Origin of the sequence: Catenovulum agarivorans DS-2 (assembly GCF_000568405.1) — a bacterium.
Lineage (GTDB): Bacteria > Pseudomonadota > Gammaproteobacteria > Enterobacterales > Alteromonadaceae > Catenovulum > Catenovulum agarivorans_A.
On the sequence record NZ_ARZY01000026.1, the window covers coordinates 1 to 21009 of the forward strand.

The following is a 21009-nucleotide window of genomic DNA, read 5'->3' on the forward strand; positions in this document are numbered from 1 at the left end:
AGTCAGTTGTTAACTGACTGGCATTACGCTTCGGCGGGTTTTTTAGTTTTAACTTAACAAAGATAGGCTTTTTAGCTTATATAGCTTTGCTGTGATGGTGAATGCTTCCGACTTTGTATAATGCCAGTACTTCTTTAACTGCACGTCTATTTTCAACTTTTTGGCTAATGACTCTTGATACTTTAGTCGAACGAATTTTGGCACTATGGTACAAACTGCGACTAACAGGCGTATCATGATTACTGATCAATACTGTGTTTAAGCCTTTATGAGCTAGTTCTGCTGCGGTATGAGCGAGTCGCTGCTGATCATGATAAGCAAAGCCTGAGCGTGCATATTGGGTAAAATTTGCTGTTTCACTTAGACTGACATAAGGAGGATCACAGTAGATAACAGCCCCTTTTGGTGCATGTTGCATGCAAGTTTGAAAATCGATTTGAGTAAACGTTGCGTTTTGCGCTTTGTTTGCAAAAAAATACATTTCGCTTTCGGGGAAATAAGGTTTTACATAACGCCCAAAAGGCACATTGTAATGCCCGGATAAGTTATATCGACACAGACCATTGTAACCATGACGGTTTAAATAAGTGAAGATAACTGCTCGTCGAAAAGTATCTTTTTCTTGATTAAATTCGTTGCGAATAGAGTAGTATGCATCAGCATTATTGTATTTGCCTTGATACAGTTTGGCGCATTCGTTAATGAGTAGCTCAGGTTGCAACTGTAAATGACGATATAAACCAATCAAATCTGGGTTAATATCATTTAGAATATAGTGCTTGTAATTGGTGTTCAAAAATACCGAACCAGCCCCAACAAAAGGCTCTACCAAGGTGTCTGGCCGCTTAGGCAATAACTGGGTAATCTTTTCAATTAAATTGTATTTACCACCGGCCCATTTCAAAAAAGCACGTTGTTTTTTTAAGTTTTTAATTGTCATTTATACGCTTTTTTATATCTACAACCTTTTTCGCAAATGCACCTTTGTTCTTTAGCCGTTCGGGCAAATCTTTGATCGCCAGATTTGCTTGCGCTAAGTTCGAATATAACCCAAGAGTGACTGCATAGTATTGTTGGTAATGATAGACCTTAGTTTGATCAGTGAGTTGATAATCGGCCAGATACTCTGCTAACAAAGCTTCAGAGCTCAATAAGGTTAATTGTATCACATAGTGTTGCGAATCTTGCTGAATAAACCAAGCATTGTGATACATATCTGGCTCTGGCTCTGGCTCTGGCTCTGGCTCTGGCTCTGGCTCTGGCTCTGGCTCTGGCTCTGGCTCTGGCTCTGGCTCTGGCTCTGGCTCTGGCTCTGGCTCTGGCTCTGGCTCTGGCTCTGGCTCTGGCTCTGGCTCTGGCTCTGGCTCTGGCTCTGGCTCTGGCTCTGGCTCTGGCTCTGGCTCTGGCTCTGGCTCTGGCTCTGGCTCTGGCTCTGGCTCTGGCTCTGGCTCTGGCTCTGGCTCTGGCTCTGGCTCTGGCTCTGGCTCTGGCTCTGGCTCTGGCTCTGGCTCTGGCTCTGGCTCTGGCTCTGGCTCTGGCTCTGGCTCTGGCTCTGGCTCTGGCTCTGGCTCTGGCTCTGGCTCTGGCTCTGGCTCTGGCTCTGGCTCTGGCTCTGGCTCTGGCTCTGGCTCTGGCTCTGGCAACACAGATTTATTGTTTTCGGCTTGCTTAGCAAGCTGCTTTTGCGTTTTTTGCGCGAAAAATTCAGCTGCCGTCATATCTGGTTGATACTTCAACGGCTCGTCCGTCGGCTCTGCTTGCGCTTCAATACTGTCTACTGGCTTATCAAGAGTTGATTGAGACGTTATGGCAATCTCAGGTTTATCTGCCAGATAGAAAAAGTAACCACTAGCGGCAAGTGTAATACAAACACTCAATAACAAAATACTCCAAAGTAAATTTGTTTTGTTATGCTCGGTCGGATTAACCATTAAACTGTCTAATCGCTGCTGCTCAGTAACTATCGGCCCAATATTAACCACGGGTTGTGCACGTTGTTCGATAAAATACAACCAATGTGCCGCCTGCAAAGGGGTTGATTCAAATATGACTTTGCATACCCCTGTCTGATTATTCATGCAATCAGACAGTTCAGCAACAAGCTCCTCGGTAGGCGCGTGTTTTATCACAATTAAATAAACAGAATTTCCGTCGTCAAATTGGTTGAACTGAGCTAATAAACTATGGCTAGGATCATGTAATGGGTTGTTAAACAGTTGGCGGACAATTTGACTACGTGCAGCCTGAATATCTTGATATTGGCTAATATAAGCGACAGTGAAGTCATTTTGCAGCGTTTCAATATAACGAACCAGCGGTTGCTGCTCGCTATAAATAATCAGGGCGTTGTTATAAGTTAAATTATGCTCGAGTCGTTCCCAGACTGATGACTGCATAAAACGCCCCTAATATACTTATTTGAGGATATTCTCTAACTCTAGCTCTGTTACATCATCCATAATTTGGCATTGGCCAATTTGGGTTGGCACAATAAAACGCATTACATTGTTCTGAACTTTTTTGTCTCGTTTCATATGTTTAACGAAATCTGCACAGTTCATTGATTCAGGCTTTTCCACCGGAAGTTGATAAGCGGCAATGGTTTGTTTAATTTCAGCATAGTCTTCAGGGCTGATGTAGCCACGCATTTCAGCTAGCTTAGCCGCTAAAACCATACCTGTACCAACAGCTTCACCATGCAACCATACGCCGTAACCCATTTCAGCTTCGATCGCATGGCCGAATGTATGGCCTAAATTAAGTAAAGCGCGAGCGCCTTTTTCTGTTTCATCTGCGGCAACTATCTCAGCCTTAATTTCACAGCAACGGCGAATAATTCGCACCAACTCTGTTTGCTCAAGAGCCGATATTTGTGGCTTATTATCAATCAATGATTGCCAAAAGCTTCGATCGAAAATAATCCCGTACTTAAGCACTTCTGCCATGCCTGCTGCAAATTCACGAACGGGTAAAGTTAACAAAGTATCAGTATCAATCACCACAGCTTCAGGTTGTTTAAATGCGCCAATCATATTTTTGCCTAGGGGATGATTAACCGCAGTTTTACCACCAACTGATGAGTCTACTTGAGAAAGTAAAGTAGTGGGTACCTGAATAAAGTCGACACCTCTTTGATAGCAGGCAGCAACAAAGCCGACTAAATCACCAACAACCCCACCACCAAGTGCAACTAGAGTTATATCTCGACCACAGTTGTGTTCAAGTAAAAAACTATTCACCTTTTCAAAAGATTCAAGCGACTTATATTGCTCGCCGTCTGGTAATTGATAACTCAGGACTTCAAAAGACTCAAGTGCACCCAATAGCTTAGATAAATATAAAGGTGCTATTGTTTCATTAGTCACCACAACAACTTTTTTGCCTTTAATCAAGCGATTAAAAGTTTGTTTGTCGCCTACCAGCCCTTGCCCAATCACAATCGGATAACTGCGGTCGCCTAATTCAACTTGAATCTCTGAAGTACTCATATCTAATTTTAAAACCCTAATCTGTCTATTATTTCACGCGCGACCACTTTGGCGCTTTGATTGTCAGTTTTGACAATTAAATCCGCTACTTCTTCATACAGAGGGTTTCTGTTTTCTGCTAAGTCAGTCAAAATTTCTTCTGGGTTGCCGTTTTGTAGTAACGGTCGGCGTTTATCTCTTGCCGTACGAGCAACCTGCTTCTCAATGGTCGTTTCTAAGTAAACTACAAAACCTCGTGCCGAAAGGCGATTACGAGTTTCTTTACTTATGATAGAACCACCACCTGTAGCTAACACAATTCCTTGTTTTTCAGTTAAATCAAAAATAACTTTTTCTTCACGGACACGAAAGCCTGCTTCGCCTTCAACGTCGAAGACCCATGCTATGTCCGCACCCGTTCTACGTTCAATTTCTGCATCAGAATCGTAAAACTCTAAATGTAATTCTTGAGCCAATTGGCGCCCAATTGTGCTTTTACCTGCGCCCATAGGGCCTATAAGGAATATATTTCGTTTTTCAGCCATTTTAATTCTTACACATCTTATTGATTAAGTTTAAGTTGCTCCGAAAATCCAAGTGTACTTTTGAAGAGCGGCGATTATCCCAAGATTCAGTGTATAAAAGCAAGTACAGTATAATAAAATGACAACATTCTCGCTGTAATTGTTCATTTACTTACAGGAAAATGCTGTCATTGATGTTTATAGCACTATAATTTTTCAGTTACGATTCGTGGTGTAACAAAAATTAGCAGTTCTTTTTTCTCATTAAACTCAGTGGTTGATTTAAATAAGGTGCCAAGATACGGGATATCGCCTAACAAAGGCACTTTCTTTTCACTTGAAACCATTTGTTGCTGATAAATCCCACCCAAAACTATCGTTTCGCCATTATCAACCAACACCTGAGTGCCAATTTCTTGAGTATCAATTGCAACAGCTGAACCTGTCGGCGTAGCAACCGTATCCCCACGGGTATCTTGAGTGATCACCAAATCTAACACAATTTTATTGTCAGGAGTGATTTGAGGTGTCACCTGCAAGCTCAACACTGCCTTTTTGAAAGTCACCGCGGTTGCGCCGCTAGATGAGGCTTGAACAAAAGGTATTTCAGTACCCTGTTCTATATAAGCAGTTTTTTGGTTTGCGGTTGTTATGCGTGGGCTCGCAATTATTTCGCCCTTGTTTTCAGTTTCTAGTGCCGAAAGCTCTAAGTCTAAAATCGTTCCGTCATCTAAACGCGCTATGCTCAAACCAATGCTGCCTGCAGGGTTAGCAACCGGCAAATTAACATTCAGCCTATCACTCAGCGCTGGGATTGTCCCACCTGCAATAGTATTGGCACCGGCAATGGTTCCAGATACACCGTCTGAGTTTTGTTGATCACTGAATCCCCATCGGATACCTAACTCTTCAGATAAATTATCATTCACTGTAACAATTCGAGACTCGATAGTGACTTGTTTTACTGGCACATCCAATATGCTAACCAGCTTCTTAATGTTATCTATGCCTTTTACTGTATCGCGAATCAATAAAGTATTAGTGCGTTCATCAACAGTTACAGTCCCTCTTTCAGACAACATACCTGAACCTTGGCCTGCCAACATGGTAGATATTTCACTCGCTTTAGCGTAATTCACTTGAATGAATTCTGAAAACAATGGAGACAATTGATCAACTTGTTTTTTTGCCTCTAACTCTCTGGCTTCTCGGGCAGATATTTCATCACTTGGTGCCACCATTAGAATAGACCCTTCCATGCGTTTGTCTAAGCCTTTGATCTTAAGGATGATATCTAAAGCCTGATCCCAAGGTACCCCATCTAACCTTAGAGTTACATTGCCTGTTACCGAATCGCTAGTGACCAAATTGAACCCATTATAATCGGCGATAATTTGCAGTACTGTTCTTACTTCAACATCTTGGAAGTTTAATGAGATTGGCGACCCTTCGTATTTTTCTGTGGCCAATAAACCACCTTGAACTCTGTCCTCTTCAACTTCAAGGGTAAAAATGTTGTCGAGCTGTTGGTATTGATAAGTGAAAGGTTTATTAGTTTTAATTTCGACTCTGGTGTGATTTCTATCTTTAAATGTTTCAACCGAATCAACAATTGTCCCAAAATCAGTTACGTCAAGCTGATATAACAAATCTGGCAAGATATCTGTGTTATGAAACATTACAATAATTTTGTCTTGTTTCTCACGAACATCCACTGCAGCCATACTGCTTTGTAAAAAGATCAATACCCGACCAGACTCGTCTTTACCATGGCGAAAATCCATAGCTTGAATTTTATTTACGTAAGACTGTTCTTTTTTCGGTTTGTCGAAACCGGCATTGTCTGAAACTAAAATGAAGAAACTATTGCCTTCGGTGCGTGTTTGATACACTTTTAATGAATCGAGCAATAAGTTGATACGTACGCTTTCATCTATGTACTCAATTTTAACCTTTTGTACACCTGCAATATTAATCGGAATTTCACCTAAATAGTTTTCAAAATCGGCTTCATCAATATCGATTTGAATCCGTGAAGGGTTATTCAATACTTGGATAACAGGTTCGTGAGCCAACGCTTGGTCGAAAACAAACTCCAACTCAGTTTCACCAGCCATGATAGGGTTATATTTAACCTCATATAATACTGACATAGCCCAACTGCTAACAGGCAACATGGCCACCAAAGCACCAAAAACTAAGGCTCTAATCTGACTATGTATCTTTAACTTTGTTATCATTTTTGTTTACTTCCCGCGTCTGTTTCTGCATCCAAAATCGTGATTTCTGCTTTTCTTATGTCCCAACAGCCTGTTCCGTCAGGCACCATTTCTTCAATTTGTATGTAGTCTGGCGTTATTTTAACCACTCGGCCATGAAACAAGCCCAAATAACTGCCAATACCCACCCGATATAACGCACCATTTGAGGCCGATGCCAGTGCATAAATCCTATGTTGATTTGCCATTGTTCCACGCATTTTTATATTGTCGAGTGGAAACTTCTCCAAAGGCTCTCTTACGCGCCTAAAGTTAGGTTGCAAACAGTCCAGTGATTGGCCTGACTTATCTTCCACCAGCTGAGGTTCTGGTTCAACAAACGGGCTACGTAAGCCGCTGGCAGCATATTCAAAACTCTCAAATTTCTCTACTTGTGGAATTGGCTCAATGCTCGGCTGAGTTGTACTTTTTACTTGTTCAGTAAACGCTTGCAAATCACTAACATCATCACCACAAGCGGCCAACAAACATGCTGCACTAACAATTAATAGTTTTCTCATTGGCCGACAACCTCTTTGTATCTATAGGTTTTAGCCAATAAACTGAGCTCGAGTACATCGTCGCCTTTGTTAGAAATGGTAAAGTTATGCAAAGTCACAATCCTTGGCAGTGCTGCAACTCGACCTAAAAATTCACCGAACTCATGATAACCACCAACCACTTCTAACCTTAAGGGTAGTTCAGTATAAAATTCTCGTTCAATTTCTTCTTCCCAGTTGATCTTTTTAAACGATAGACCACTGGTTGTGCCAACATAAGTGATATCGTCTAACAATCCTGGCGTTTCACTTTCTGTTGGCAAGCGTTTAAGCAATTCGGCGAAATTCTTTTCCATTTCTGCCATTTGCACTTTGTATGCATCAGCATTAATTGCAACTTGGTACTTAGTTTGAAATTGTAGTTTTAAACTTTGCTCTTGTTCGGTAATTTTTTGATACGTTTCAATTTTTTCGCTAATCAATAAATAATAGCTCAATACAGCCACTAGAATAGCCAACAAAATAGCCACGATGATTTTTGCAACTTTGGGCCACTCACCCATGTTGTTAAAGTCGAGCTCTAACTCATTGAGGTCATTTAGGTCTATGTTTTTCCAATCCATGCGACTACTCCTTTCCTTTCGCTTGGTTGCGATTCAACCCTTTAGATTGAATTTGCACTGACATGGTAAAGTCACTTAGCACTCGTGCACCTTCATCGATTTTAGCAGCGACGATCGCGTTTAAAACAGGCGTTTCAAGCAAGTAAGATTCTTCGATTTGTCGCATCATAGTTGAAACACGATTATTCGACTCAGTTTTCCCCTGCACTGTGACTTTGGCATCAGTTTTTTCAAGTTTTACCAAATAGATACCCGGCGGTACAACTTTAACCAGTTCATCCATAATTTGTGCGCCGACGTTGCGGTTTCGCTGTAAATCAGCGATCAATTCCATGCGTTGCTCCAAGTTGGCACGCATATTCTTCAGCTCTTTTATTTCTTGAATTTTAGAATCTAACACCGCAATTTCGTTCAACAAGTATTGATTGCGCGCTTGTTGATTAGAAATTAAATTGTTGTAGTAGGTATTGACCATCATCATGACAAACAATGCAGCCGCTGCACTCATTGCCAGCATTAAAATATATTGTTTTTGTTTGCGCTGTTTTGCTTGTTCACGCCAAGGCAAGAGGTTTATATGTGGCACGGCTCAATACTCCTCATAGCTAATCCTGTAGCAATCATATATTGCGCGCTGATATTGACGGTTGTCGCTGCTGGCGTATTCTGCTCTGCAGCTTGTTGCTCAGCTTCCCCCTGTTCGGCAAGCATTTGCGCAAAAGGGTCAGCAATAACACAATGTAGCCCTAGTTCATCTTCGATTACTTGCTGTATACCTTCAACCAAGGCGGTACCGCCAGACAAAATGAGGTAATCAATTTTTTCTTCTGCGCTTGAAGTCAAAAACATCTGGATTGCACGGCGTATTTGCTGAATTACAGCTGTTTGAAATGGTGCCAACACCTCGAATGTATAATTGGGTGGTAAGTCTTTAGTTAGCTTTGCTAGTTCAGCCTCGTCGTATGTTTTGTTGTAGTAGTTCACTATATTTTTAGTGTATGCATCACCACCAAAAGATTGGTCTCGGGTATATAAAACCTTATCGCCTTTTAAGACCGACATAAGCGTCATGTTGGCACCTATATCCACCAAGCCAACGAGTTTATCTGAGGCATCTTCTGGCAACTGCGCTAAACAGACTTGAGCAGCACGCGCTAACGCGAACGCCTCAACATCCATAATTCTGGCGTTAAACCCACCTATATCTAAAGCTGAAACTCGAGCTTCTACACTTTCTGTTCGCGCAGCACTAAGTAAGACATCAACTTTCGATGGGTCTGCACTATTAACAGCCAAGCGCTCGAAATCAAGACTAACCTCTTCAATTGGATAAGGGATTAAGCTATCCGCTTCGATTTCTATTTGGGTTGCGAGCTCTTCATCAGTGAAATTTACATCCATATAAACAGTTTTTGTAATAACGGTAGAGCCAGAAATGGCTACTGCTACTTCTTTATGTTGTTTGGGGAATTTTTTACGGAGACGAGCTAAAACTTTACCGACAGCTTCTATATCTTGCAAATCACGTTCGTTCATCGCCCCTTTAGGCATAGACTCGGATGCATGCTGCAACAGTTTTATTTTATCTTCAGTTTGTTCCAGTAACACTGCTTTAACTGAATAAGAGCCAATATCAACACCAATAAATAGCGACTCTTGTTTATTGAATATTTCCTTAAACATAAAACAACCACATACTTGTTATTATTTTCTCCACAGTGCAATAATAACGCAAAATATTATTCGCTTTTACATTTTATTGCTCAAGATAGCTGATAATATCCACTATCAAGGCGAAGTGCCAGTAAGTTTTAACACTTGGTGAATTTTGTGAAAAAATTTCTTATTTATTTTACACTTTTTTCGATTTTTTGCGTAATTTTAGGCGTAACTTCAATTTATGCTGTGTATTTGCATTTTAAAGATGAACTGCCTCCAGTAAATACACTAAAGCAAGTTGAATTCCAAACTCCGATGAAAGTTTATACGGCAGACGGTAAACTTATTTCTCAATTTGGTGAAAAGCGTCGCATTCCATTGCAATTCGAACAAATCCCTCAACCGCTTATAGATACCTTATTGGCCACAGAGGATGTCCGCTTTTATTCGCATAAAGGGGTCGATTTTATTGGTATTTTCCGCGCAGCATTGGCGGTTATCACCAGTGGTAACAAAACCCAAGGGGCTAGTACCTTAACCATGCAGGTTGCAAGGGGGTTCTTTCTAACCCGAGACAAAACTTATATACGAAAAATTAAAGAAATTTTTATTGCTTTGCATATTGAACAAGAGCTCACTAAAGAAGAAATTCTGACTCTGTATATCAACAAAGTTGAATTAGGCTATCGAGCATTTGGTTTTGGTGCTGCAGCACAAGTTTATTATGGTAAAGATCTGTCTGAGCTTAACATAGCGCAATTTGCCATGTTAACCGGTTTGCTTAAAGCGCCAACCGCATACAACCCGCTGCGCAACCCTAAACGAGCAAAGTTTAGAAGAGATACAGTTTTATGGCGCTTAAAACAAACAGGCCATTTAACTGAACCACAATACCAAGCAGCAATTGCGCAGCCGCTGACAGCTAAATACCACGGAGCACAAATAGAACTAGATGCGCCTTATATTGCCGAAATGGTTCGACAACAAATGGTTGACCAATTTGGCGAAGAAGTTGCGTATACCAAAGGCTATCAAGTTTATACAACTATCACAGAAGAAGCACAAAATGCAGCACAATTAGCACTTCGTGAAAACCTGCATAATTATGACGAACGCCATGGTTATAGAGGCGCATTCAGTCAGCTCTGGCAAGACCCAGAAACACCTTGGCAAGAACAGCAAATTTTAGAACATTTAAACCGCCAAAGTGAATTTGGTTTGTTAAAAGTTGCTGTTGTTACCGCGATAGATGATGAACAAAAACGTTTCCAATATTTAGATAAATCGGGTGAATATGCTTGGGTTAACTGGGATGGCATGTCGTGGGCACGCCCATTTATTGACGATGACCATCAAGGTGAAGCCCCACAACTGCCGAGTGAAATAGTCAAAGTTGGCGAACAAATTTATTTGCGACAACAATCAGCAACCCAATGGCAACTCAGTCAATTCCCTGATGCATCTTCTGCACTTGTTGCACTCAATCCGACAAACGGTGCCATTATTGCGTTATCTGGCGGCTATGATTTTTATCAAAGCGAGTTTAACCGTGTCACTCAGGCAAAACGCCAAGTTGGTTCTAATATTAAACCGTTTATTTATTCAGCTGCACTCGAACACGGCTTTACCCTTGCAAGCATTATTAACGACGCCCCCATTAATCAGTGGGATCGCCAACAAGGAACCGTGTGGCGACCTCGTAATTCGCCACCAGTTTACGATGGTCCAACACGTATGCGCACCGCGCTCGCTAAATCGAAAAATGTTATTTCGGTACGCCTACTGCGTTCCGTTGGTTTAGACAATTTAATTGACCACCTAGCACAATTTGGTTTTTCTCCACATGATTTGCCTAGAAACGAATCTTTAGCATTGGGATCAGCGTCGTTTACACCAATGGAACTTGCATCCGCATATACAGCTTTTGCCAATGGCGGTTTTATCGTCGAGCCATTTTTAATTGATAGAGTCGTGACACCTGAAGGTGAAATGATATTTGCAGCCAATCCAAAAATCGCGTGTGATCCATGTGCTCAAGCCACTTCTGATGAACTCTATCCCCAAGAGCAACAACCACAGGCTAAGCGAGCAATTTCCGCACAAAATGCGTTTTTAATTGCCGAAGCGATGCAAAGCACTATTTGGGGCGGTGGTAACTGGAATAAAGGCACAGGCTGGAATGGTACAGGCTGGCGCGCACAAACCCTTAAACGTACAGATATTGGAGGCAAAACTGGCACAACCAATGAAGCAAAAGATACCTGGTTTAGTGGCTATGGACCCAATATCGTTGTGACTAGCTGGGTTGGCTTTGATGACCACTCTAGAGCACTAGGCTCCACTAGACCCAATCCCAATTTAGGTAAAGACCAAGTCTTTGGCAAAGAGTTTGGTGCACAAACAGCCCTACCCGCTTGGATTGAATTTTTGCGTGTAGCTTTGGCTGATGTGCCGCAACAAGCTTCAGCAATCCCAGATAATATAGTGTCTGTACGTATAGACAATGAAACTGGCAAGTTAACCACTCAGGCCGATCATACTTCATTATTTGAATACTTTATTAAAGGTACAGAGCCTAGTAGCTATGTGGAAAGGGATCCACTACCAGATATTCTCAATGCAGAAGCCGCAGGTGAGGTTACAGAAAAAGCAGTAGAAGGCATTTTTTAATGCCTTCTATCTTTCTATTTGATACCACTCATCCAATTTGCGCTTGAGTTGTTTTACCCCCAGACCTTTGAGTGAAGAAAACGCCTCAACCGTGACATCACCACAAAAAGCTAAACTCGCTTCTCGGATCTCTTTTAATGTTGAGTTTCGCGCGCCTTGTTTAAGCTTATCCGCTTTTGTTAGCAATACTAACACTGGTAACTCACTATCGACTGCCCAATAAATTAAATCTTGGTCAAGGTCTTTCATTGGATGCCGAATATCCATTAATACCACTAATCCAACTAGAGATTCGCGCTTTTGTAAGTATTCACCTAACGAGCGCTGCCACTTCTGTTTAACAGCCAAAGGGACCTTAGCAAACCCATATCCTGGTAAATCAACCAACTTGCGTTGCTCATCTAATTCAAACAAGTTAATCAATTGAGTACGCCCTGGCGTTTTACTTGTACGAGCTAACCCCTTTTGTTCGGTTAAACAATTTAAAGCGCTCGATTTGCCTGCATTCGACCGTCCAGCAAAAGCGACTTCGAATCCTTCGTCTGTTGGCAAGCTCTGTATATCAGGTGCACTGGTTAAAAATTTGGCATCTTGGTATTTCATGTTGATTCTCCAAACAATAATCGGCCTAGTTTACTCTTAATCGATAACAAATTCAGTTTGTTACTGTTATTTATTGGCAAATCGCGATAATTCAGTCAGAATTAATACAAAGCAATTCGAATAAAATGGCAGGGAATGGACAATTTAAAGCCACCAGCAACGATTACACCAGACGAACTATCAAAGCTGACATTAGCTTGGTTAAACAAGTACCAACTCGCCCCCACACCAATAAATTATGCGGTTATCTACGCTTGTAGCCACCCAAACAATCAAAAGCTGCGTAGTGAATTACAGCAATTAATTGCGAACAATCAAACGCCCGATAATTATTTACTGGCTGAATTGCACCAAAAATATTTAGAAGAAAACTTACAAGCTGACAATGAAACCTTATCAGCTATTCACAAAGTCATTGTGAATCTACAAACTGTATGTGAAAAAAGTCAATCGGATGTATCTCAATACCAATCCACATTACATTCACAGGCGAGCAAATTAAACGATACGGACAATCAACACACTGTAGATATCGTCAATACAATAATCGTAGCAACCGAAAAAGCTCAACTCGCCCAAAACCAATTTAAAGACAGCATATATGCCTCGCAAAATGATATTAAAACATTACAACAAAAGCTGAAAACTGCACAACAACAGGCTCAAACAGATTCACTGACTGGCTTAGCTAACCGCCGTGGCATGGAAAATTTTTTAAACACCCTGACATCGACCAGTCACATTTGTGCGCTGCTATTTGATATAGATAACTTTAAACAGCTCAATGACACATATGGCCATGGCGTAGGCGATATTATTTTACAAAAAGTGGCACAACAAATAGCTCAGCTGTTAGGCCCAGAACATATCGCCATTCGTTACGGTGGTGAGGAGTTTTTAGTTTTAATGATTAATCAAGCTCGTGATGATGTATTTATGTATGCAGAAACGGTTAGGGAAAATATTGAAAAGCTTAAACTGGTCCACGGAAAAACACGTAAACGCTTGCCACAAGTGACGATATCAGTAGGATTGTCGTTAAATCGTCAAAAGTTGAGTGTAGCAGAGGCCATAGAGCAGGCTGATAGTGCACTTTATCAAGCTAAAAGTAGCGGCAAAAACCGTGTGTGCTTATCCAGCTAACCATTTAGGTAACAACCAATGCAACCTTTTGAAAAATTATTAACTGAATACTTTGCAGCCAAAGACAAAAAAATACAAAAACAAGCGGAACAAAAATTGTGGGACCTATATGGAACCAAAGGCGCAGTATTGATAATGGATATGTCTGGTTTCTCATTGGTTACGCAAAAATATGGCATTGTCTATTACTTATCAATGATTTATCGCATGCAGCAAATCACCCGCCCAACCATTGAAAAACATAAGGGTACAGTGGTTAAATTTGTTGCAGACAATGTATTTGCGCGTTTTGATTCAGCTGCAGACGCAATCAACGCAGTCATAGAGATAAACCACTTGTTAGACATTGAAAATGCTAAAACACCAGATCTTTGGGATATACAAGTGGCTGCTGGAATTGATTATGGCAATTATTTGCTCACCGATGAATTAGACTATTTTGGTGATGTGGTTAATAAGGCCAGTAAGTTGGGTGAAGATATCGCTCGTGGGGGCGAAATTTTGATAACTGAAAATGCCTATAAAAGCATATCTTCACCTAAAGAATACAAGGTTGAACCCTTGGAGTTCAATATTTCCGGTATCAAACTCACAACATTTTCAGTATTGTATAAAGACGAGTAAATTAACCTCGAATGGCCAGCTGCAGTTGATTTAAGAAATTTTGGTATAAAGACTCTCGCTCGTTTAAGCCATTGTTTCTTAGGCATTGCTCAAGTTCAGCTGCCGCATCGGTTAATTGTGAAAAACCAAAATTGCCGGCACTGCCTTTAATTCTATGTGCCACTTTAGTTAACAATGACCAGTTGTCAGCTTGACGAGCATGCTTAACCATTTCTAATTCACAGTCTAACGATGACTTATAATCTGCTACCAGCTTTTGAAACTCTTCACTCGCCAAGTCAAACAAAGGTTCATCCTCGTCAGCTAAATCAGATAAATATTTTGACAACAACTTCTGGAAAACTTCGACATCGACAGGCTTAGCTAAATGATCATTAAAACCAGTTGTAAGATAACCATCAACCTCTTGTTTAAGCGCATTGGCTGTTAACGCTATGATTGGGATATCATAACCATTGGCGCGGATCATGGTTAAAGCTTCAACGCCATCCATGTGCGGCATTTGAATATCCAAAAAGATCAAATCAAAGTCAAACAATAGCGCTTTCTCGACCGCTTGCTCGCCATTTTCGGCTTCGTCGACCTGAACGCCACTTTTTTCTAACCAGTAACGAATTAGTTTTCGATTGTCTTCATGATCGTCAGCTAATAAAACTTTAGCTTGGTATTGGGCAACTTGCTGATTCATCCTTTCTTTCGCTGTTGTGTGGGTGGGTGCATAGTTTAACCAGTTAACTGGTTCGGGTACAGTTACTTGAATATCAAAACTAAAACAACTCCCCTCGCCTGGCACGCTTTTGACTGCAATTCTCCCACCGAGTTTATCGATAAGTTGGCTGGATATGTATAACCCTAACCCAGTTCCACCAAACTTGCGACTATGCGAGCTGTCGGCTTGATTAAAAGCGGTAAACAATTGTTTTAGCGATTTTTTATCCATACCAATGCCAGTATCTGTAACCGAAAATTGCAGTTTATTTGCTTTGCTATCAAATGAAACTCGCACACTGACAATGCCTTTGTCGTTGGTAAATTTAATTGCATTGCTCGTCAGGTTTAATAAAATTTGCCTTAACCTAGTTGGATCCGTTATTAAGTACTGTGGCAATGGCCATTGATAATTAATGGTCAGTTGCACACCTTTTTCTGACGCTACACGACTTTGGCTATGTTCAATAGATTGCAGCAGTTCAACAATATCTATCTCCAACATCTCAAATTCTAGTTTGCCCGCCTCAATTTTTGATAAGTCTAGAACATCGTTGACGATTTTTAATAAATGCAAACTGTTGGAGTGAATAGTTTTAACCGCATTATCTTTTTGCTGCTGGCTAAATCCTTGATCGAAATAGGAATGGGAGTATCCGAGTATAGAGGTTAATGGTGTCCTGATCTCATGACTCATATGCGCCAAAAATTGGCGTTTAAATTGGTTTGCTCTAGCTTCTTTGTCCAACAAAGCCGCTTTTTCTTGGCTCGATTGCTCCAGCGCCTGCTCATACCTAAACAGCTTACGATTGTTTTTCTCTAATATAAGTGCCGCTAACCAACTAATAATTGCCCAAATAACCAGAAGCACCATTACCCCGATATCCGCGGGTGACCAAACATCAAATAAACTGATGAGTATTAAAGGCACACTGATCGCAATTAAGCCTGCATATAGCTGAACTTTGGCACCAATTTGTGCGATGACCAAGCCAATTAAAAACATTAGGATACTGGGAACAGAAAATAGTTGGTTATCCATCAATATAGAATTGATATAGGTTACAAAAGTAACGCCTGAAAAAGTGTAAATAAGATATGACTGGCGCAAGTTCAAAATGGCAAAACGGGTAAAAGTTGCTAAGCAAATCATTAGCCAAATCGCTAAATAGATCAGCCTAGGCTCTGCAACCTTATAAAAAAAATCGCTCGATACGCTTAACGCGTACAACAGGAACAAAAGAGGGACAATGCCCCCGATAACATAGATGTATGCGATGATGGAGCGAGCCCGTTGTTCAAGTTGCTGCTTGAATAAGGCTTCCAATGGTGGCGCAAAAGCTTCGCTGACAAAAAAACTTATCACACTACGTAGATTCATCTAACCTGCGCCCCCACAAACTTGTGAAGAATGCATATGTTGTTGCGCTTTTAACCATTCTAAATATTCGCCAATTGGCATAGGTTTGGCTAGATGAAAACCTTGTGCAAACGGAATACCTTGTTCAATCAAATATTGATGCGACACAGGCTCTTCAACCCCCTCAGCGACAATTTCAGCACCAATAACCCTTGCAACAGATTGAATTAAATTGATTACCGACTGATTTAAATCATCAAGACTTGCTTGCTGAATATAACAAGCATCTATTTTTATTTCTTTAATCGGTATGCGACTTAATTCAGCTAAAGCACTGCGAGCACTGGCAAAGTCATCAATACTCAAGCCCACGCCAAATACTTTAAGCTTCTCGACATTTAAATGGATTAAACCAATACGTTCAAATAGTTCAGCTTCAGATATTTCAAGAATCAAACTATTTTGCGGCATGTTGAAATCTTCTAAGCTATGTTTAACATGCTCAACAAACAGCTCACTCACCAGATCCGTAGCACAGACATTGACACATATATGATGCTGTGGGCTAATTTGTTGAATCAGCTTATTGGTTTGTAATGCTTCAGTAATCACCCAAAAAGATAGATCAGAAATAATGCCCGCATCCTTAGCCAAAGGAATAAAATCATTCGGCTCTATCACCCCATACTTAGGGTGAATCCAACGCAGTAATACTTCAGCTCCGACAATGCTCTTATCATTTAAATTTATTTTCGGCTGCAAACATAAAGACAATTCATTGCCCGATATTAATGCTTTTTTCAGGTCGTCCAATAGCTCTAGCTTAAATTGAACTTCGTTTGCTCTGTCTTCGGCATAGACTAATACGGGTAATTGCTTGCGCTGGGCATCTACCACTGCAAAACTGGTATTTTCGAGAAGCTGCATAATATCTTGGCTATGGTGTGGATAGATACTCGCCCCCATATGGCAATCTATGTGTACTTGCGCAGAGTGATATTCTATCGGGTCTTTGAGGATATCTTGGACCTGCTTAGCCAATTCAGATAACGCGACATGGGTTCCACGGAATGCCATCACCATAACACCATGATCAAGTTGACCAAGTTTTTGAGGTTCCAAATCAAGCATTTCAAACGTCACCGCACGACGCTGAACTCGAGCCCAAGCGTTTAATTGCTCAACACAACGACATAACACTGCATTGGCGACTTTAAGTCCTAACTTAAGCCGGATTTCATCTAGATTAGTTAGTTTTAGTTGGATTAAGGTAAAGCCAACACGACTTTTAAAACTTTCTAAACCGAGCTGAACTAGGTTTCTGTTGGGTAAACGCGTTAAAGGATCGTGCGTGGCTAAATGGACTTTTTCGCGTTCAGTTTGTCTTAGCTTGTCAGCCAGCGCAAGCGACATTAAAAATGCTTCGAGTAAAATTGTTACTTCGATAAAAGTTTGGGTAAAGTGCGTGCTCGGAATGACTTCCCACACAGCGAGCTGCACAATAAATGCCCCTATCACCAAAGGTATCCAAGATGCGACATAAAACCGCGCAATTCGAACACCTTTGTATAAACAATAACATCCGACAACAACACAAATAAAACCACCAATTGCCAAGCCAAACACAACAAAAGAAATAGTTACATGGATGGGTAAAGTTGTCGAAATAAGCGTTGCGATACCTAATACCCAACACACTGCATGCATGATCTTATCTAAATAAAAAGCATGGCGTGCTGTTTCTAAAAAATGAATACAAAACAGCATTGCAAATAGAATATCAAGCAGGACAAATGGCACCAGTAAATAAGCGGCTTGGGTATACAAAGGAATATCCATGTATGACCACAAACCATATAACGCACTGCGCCAAACGACTAAAGCGAGAATATATCCCGCATACCAAATATAGGCTTGCCGCCTAACGGCAAAAAAGATAATCAGGTTATACAGCGCTAAACAAATCAGCACCCCAAAAAATAGTCCCATAGTTAAAAATTCAATATGGGCGTGTTGTTGGTACTCGCTATAGCTCCACAATACTGGTTTAAAGGTTGTGGAACTATTTTCCAAGCGAATCAACAGGGTGTATTGAGTATCGCTGGTAGTGGACAATTGATAGATAGGGCTATGGTGTTTTATCTCGAAAGAAGATAACAATAATGCATTTTCAGGTTCAGTTGATTCAAAAAAAAACACTGAAACCCGCGATGCTTTCGCGCGCTTTAACTCAAAAATAAAATCACTGGGTTTAGTTGTAGTAAAGTCAAAGCTGATCCAAGTCACACCTGCTTGTAGCCCAGTGTTGATGTAATCGCTGTCGACAATTGGGTGACGTTTAATCACATCAACAACTTCGGTGTGCTGGTAGCCATTCACTTGATCCCGCATCATATGCGCGGTTTGGCCAACAAACACTTGGCCATCATCTGGCGTAATTTCGATTGCCCGAGACTGTGCCGAAAATATCAGTGCAATACTGATTAGCAAAAGATAAAGCAGTAAGAGTTTATGATGAGCTATTTTTTTTTTATTCATTATTATTCATAGGCTCGTTTAAAGCCTTCTACAACTTCCTTAATTTCAACTTCGATTTCACGTCCTGCGTCGCCCAACTCCATCACACGCTCAATACCTGTTTCGATTAATTTAATTAAATAACTTTCTTGTTCTTCTGATAAATCTAACACGTGTAAAGATGATCGTACATCAAGAATTAACATATCAATTATTTGATGAGTTTGTTTCTCAAACGATGAAAATTTATCGCTTAGCGAAAACAAGATAATTTCAATGTTCTTGATCAGTACTTCCGTCGATTCTTCATGTAAGATTTCTACCCACTTGCTCTCTAAGCCTTCAATTAAAGCTGCGAGTAAATCATTATATCGTCCATAGGTCATTTCATCTTCAAGCGGCATATTTTTAATCAATACCGACACATGTTTGTCATTAACCATGGTCCGACTTTTAAAGTGGTACAGACGGCCCGCATCAGATAACATTTCAAACAGATTGTCTTCAATTGGACTACACAACTGCCCAACCCCTCGATAACTAGCTTTCGAGCGCGTTGAACGAAATTGAATACACGCTGATAATTGTAAGTTATCCATCAACCCAAAAAACATTTCAATCAGCTGGCTTTGAGAAGTACAACTAAAGGTATCTTTGAAAAATCGCAATATAGCACCATACTGCGATGCCTCAGTCATAGACTGAAATGCCATATTGCGCGCCATTTCTTCTTGGGCGGTTAAGGTATTCTTGCTTTCTTGGTAGCGGCGCATAGTTCTTAACTTAGCAAGCAATTCTCCATAAGCAATTGGTTTTGCAATAAAGTCATCTCCACCGGCAGCAAATGCCTTGAGCCTTTGCTCTTTATTGTCAGCACCAGATATAAACAACACCGAAAAATCTTTGTCTGCCGTTTCTTTAATGCTCTGACATATTTCATAACCATTTTTATAAGGCATATTTACATCGAGCAAAACGATGTCTGCTTTGAGACTTGAAAACTCGTCTAAAAATACTTTCGCATTGGTAAACGGAATAAAACTAAACTCTTCAGACAATATATCAGTCAAAATTTCGATAAAGTCTAAATCATCATCTAAGGCCACTATGGTAAAGCTACAATCAGAGGCTTGGCTTTGTTTGTCTGTCAAATAAGTTGGATTGGCTTTAACCCACTTTTTAAACTGATCAGCTGGCATTGGTTTAGCGTAATAAAAGCCTTGGCCTTCATCACAACCTGCTTGCTGCAAGTAATCAATAGCGCCTTGATCTTCTATGCCTTCTGCAACCACCCGAATGCCAAGTTTATGCGCCATCTCGACTGTCGATTCAATAATGGTGCGTGACTGCACTCTTGACTGAAAATTTGATACAAAACTTTTATCTATTTTAAGCTCATTAAATGGTAGCGTTTGCAATTGTTGGACAGACGAATACCCCGTACCAAAATCATCGATGGATAAGCTAAAACCCTTCATACGAATGCGCGTCAGAATCTCCATCAGCACGGAAATATCATCCGCTAGGGCACTTTCAGTTAGCTCAACAATCACATGTTGTGGTAAGACCCCATACTGCTCAGCTAAATCACTTAGGTAATCTGGAAAATCTAGCTCGTGTAGAGCCCTTGCTGAATAGTTGAACGATACATGTAGCAATAAACCTTGACTATTCCACTCATTAATTTGCGGGAAAATCTTTTCTACTAAACACTTGGTTAATGGTTCAATTAGGTCATTATCTTCAGCTAACTTAATAAATACGCTGGGTGGGATTTGTTGCCCATCAGATAATGTCCAGCGAGCAAGTGACTCAACACCAACTAATTTTTTAGTTTTTAACGAAAATCTCGGTTGGTAATAAACTTGTATTTGATTATTTTCAATCGCCAGTCTTAGTTCAGGCAATAAACTAGAATCTTGCTGTTTGTTTGGATTAGACTCAACCAACATTAAACCAGATGTAACATTGGTACCATCACCACGTAACAAGCTTAATAAATCATCCAAGGAAAATGGTTTAGCCAAAGCACGCGCCATATTTAGCCCATAATTTTCCCCAAGCTGATGAGCTGAATTAATAACCGAACGATCACAACCTGACGCAATCACCACCATACCAGCATAATTTTGCTCTTTTAAAAAGCGCAGTAACTGAACACCATCAGGGCCAGGCACGGTTAAATCTAAGATGACAATGTCAAATTCATTAACCTTCTGAGTTTTAACATCATAGCCGTTGCCGACCACAGTAATGGCAGCTTGAGCCATTTCCGCGGCATCACGCACATATTCGGCAAACAATTCGTCATCATCTATAAGCAATACCTGACGCATTTCCTAATCCCTTCCTT

Annotated in this window: 16 protein-coding genes; 3 read left to right on the plus strand and 13 right to left on the minus strand. The window is 40.7% G+C overall.

Annotated elements, in window-relative coordinates; translation table 11 throughout:
* Positions 1–76: 76 nt before the first annotated feature.
* The 9 genes from DS2_RS13235 to DS2_RS13275 all read right to left on the minus strand — a co-directional run bounded on the left by DS2_RS13235 (position 77) and on the right by DS2_RS13275 (position 9055).
* Positions 77–940: a Dam family site-specific DNA-(adenine-N6)-methyltransferase gene (locus DS2_RS13235; protein WP_035015307.1), complete on the minus strand. Its 864-nt coding sequence runs from the start codon at positions 938–940 to the stop codon at positions 77–79.
* A complete protein-coding gene (locus DS2_RS20730) occupies positions 930–2396 on the minus strand; it encodes a hypothetical protein (RefSeq protein WP_200870150.1) in 1467 nt (488 codons plus the stop codon). Before DS2_RS20730 ends, DS2_RS13235 begins: the two co-directional genes overlap by 11 nt.
* An 18-nt stretch (positions 2397–2414) precedes the next feature.
* On the minus strand, positions 2415–3488 hold the full coding sequence (gene aroB / locus DS2_RS13245; RefSeq protein WP_035015308.1) for a 3-dehydroquinate synthase: 1074 nt from the start codon (positions 3486–3488) through the stop codon (positions 2415–2417).
* 8 nt (positions 3489–3496) lie between these two features.
* A complete protein-coding gene (aroK, locus tag DS2_RS13250; protein WP_035015309.1) occupies positions 3497–4012 on the minus strand; it encodes a shikimate kinase AroK in 516 nt (171 codons plus the stop codon).
* 185 nt (positions 4013–4197) lie between these two features.
* A complete protein-coding gene (pilQ, locus tag DS2_RS13255) occupies positions 4198–6231 on the minus strand; it encodes a type IV pilus secretin PilQ family protein (protein WP_051479868.1) in 2034 nt (677 codons plus the stop codon).
* A complete protein-coding gene (locus DS2_RS13260; RefSeq protein WP_035015310.1) occupies positions 6228–6770 on the minus strand; it encodes a pilus assembly protein PilP in 543 nt (180 codons plus the stop codon). The genes pilQ and DS2_RS13260 overlap by 4 nt, the downstream gene beginning before the upstream one ends.
* A complete protein-coding gene (locus DS2_RS13265) occupies positions 6767–7372 on the minus strand; it encodes a type 4a pilus biogenesis protein PilO (RefSeq protein WP_035015311.1) in 606 nt (201 codons plus the stop codon). Before DS2_RS13265 ends, DS2_RS13260 begins: the two co-directional genes overlap by 4 nt.
* Before the next feature lie 4 nt (positions 7373–7376).
* Positions 7377–7958, minus strand: coding sequence for a PilN domain-containing protein (locus DS2_RS13270; protein WP_035015312.1), 582 nt, complete (start codon positions 7956–7958; stop codon positions 7377–7379).
* A complete protein-coding gene (locus tag DS2_RS13275; protein ID WP_035015313.1) occupies positions 7946–9055 on the minus strand; it encodes a pilus assembly protein PilM in 1110 nt (369 codons plus the stop codon). Before DS2_RS13275 ends, DS2_RS13270 begins: the two co-directional genes overlap by 13 nt.
* A 138-nt stretch (positions 9056–9193) precedes the next feature.
* Here DS2_RS13275 and DS2_RS13280 point away from each other — a divergent pair, with 138 nt between their 5' ends.
* On the plus strand, positions 9194–11701 hold the full coding sequence (locus DS2_RS13280; RefSeq protein WP_035015314.1) for a penicillin-binding protein 1A: 2508 nt from the start codon (positions 9194–9196) through the stop codon (positions 11699–11701).
* A 6-nt stretch (positions 11702–11707) separates the two neighbouring features.
* Here DS2_RS13280 and yihA read toward each other — a convergent pair whose 3' ends face one another.
* Complete coding sequence (gene yihA / locus DS2_RS13285; protein WP_035015315.1) at positions 11708–12304, minus strand: ribosome biogenesis GTP-binding protein YihA/YsxC; 597 nt, start codon at positions 12302–12304, stop codon at positions 11708–11710.
* A 135-nt stretch (positions 12305–12439) separates the two neighbouring features.
* Here yihA and DS2_RS13290 point away from each other — a divergent pair, with 135 nt between their 5' ends.
* Positions 12440–13447, plus strand: coding sequence for a GGDEF domain-containing protein (locus DS2_RS13290; protein WP_035015316.1), 1008 nt, complete (start codon positions 12440–12442; stop codon positions 13445–13447).
* A gap of 18 nt (positions 13448–13465) precedes the next feature.
* Entirely contained in the window at positions 13466–14071 is a 606-nt protein-coding gene (locus DS2_RS13295) for an adenylate/guanylate cyclase domain-containing protein (protein ID WP_051479869.1), read from the plus strand.
* 1 nt (position 14072) lies between these two features.
* On the opposite strand, the gene DS2_RS13300 is transcribed toward DS2_RS13295, so the two are convergent.
* The 3 genes from DS2_RS13300 to DS2_RS19980 are packed head-to-tail and all read right to left on the minus strand — an operon-like array spanning position 14073 to position 20992.
* Positions 14073–16160 carry an ATP-binding protein gene (locus tag DS2_RS13300; protein ID WP_051479870.1) on the minus strand — a complete coding sequence of 696 codons (2088 nt, stop codon included), beginning with the start codon at positions 16158–16160 and terminating at the stop codon, positions 14073–14075.
* Positions 16161–18677 carry an EAL domain-containing protein gene (locus DS2_RS13305; RefSeq protein WP_035015317.1) on the minus strand — a complete coding sequence of 839 codons (2517 nt, stop codon included), beginning with the start codon at positions 18675–18677 and terminating at the stop codon, positions 16161–16163.
* 2 nt (positions 18678–18679) lie between these two features.
* Positions 18680–20992: an EAL domain-containing protein gene (locus DS2_RS19980; RefSeq protein ID WP_051479871.1), complete on the minus strand. Its 2313-nt coding sequence runs from the start codon at positions 20990–20992 to the stop codon at positions 18680–18682.
* Between the last annotated feature and the right edge of the window lie 17 nt (positions 20993–21009).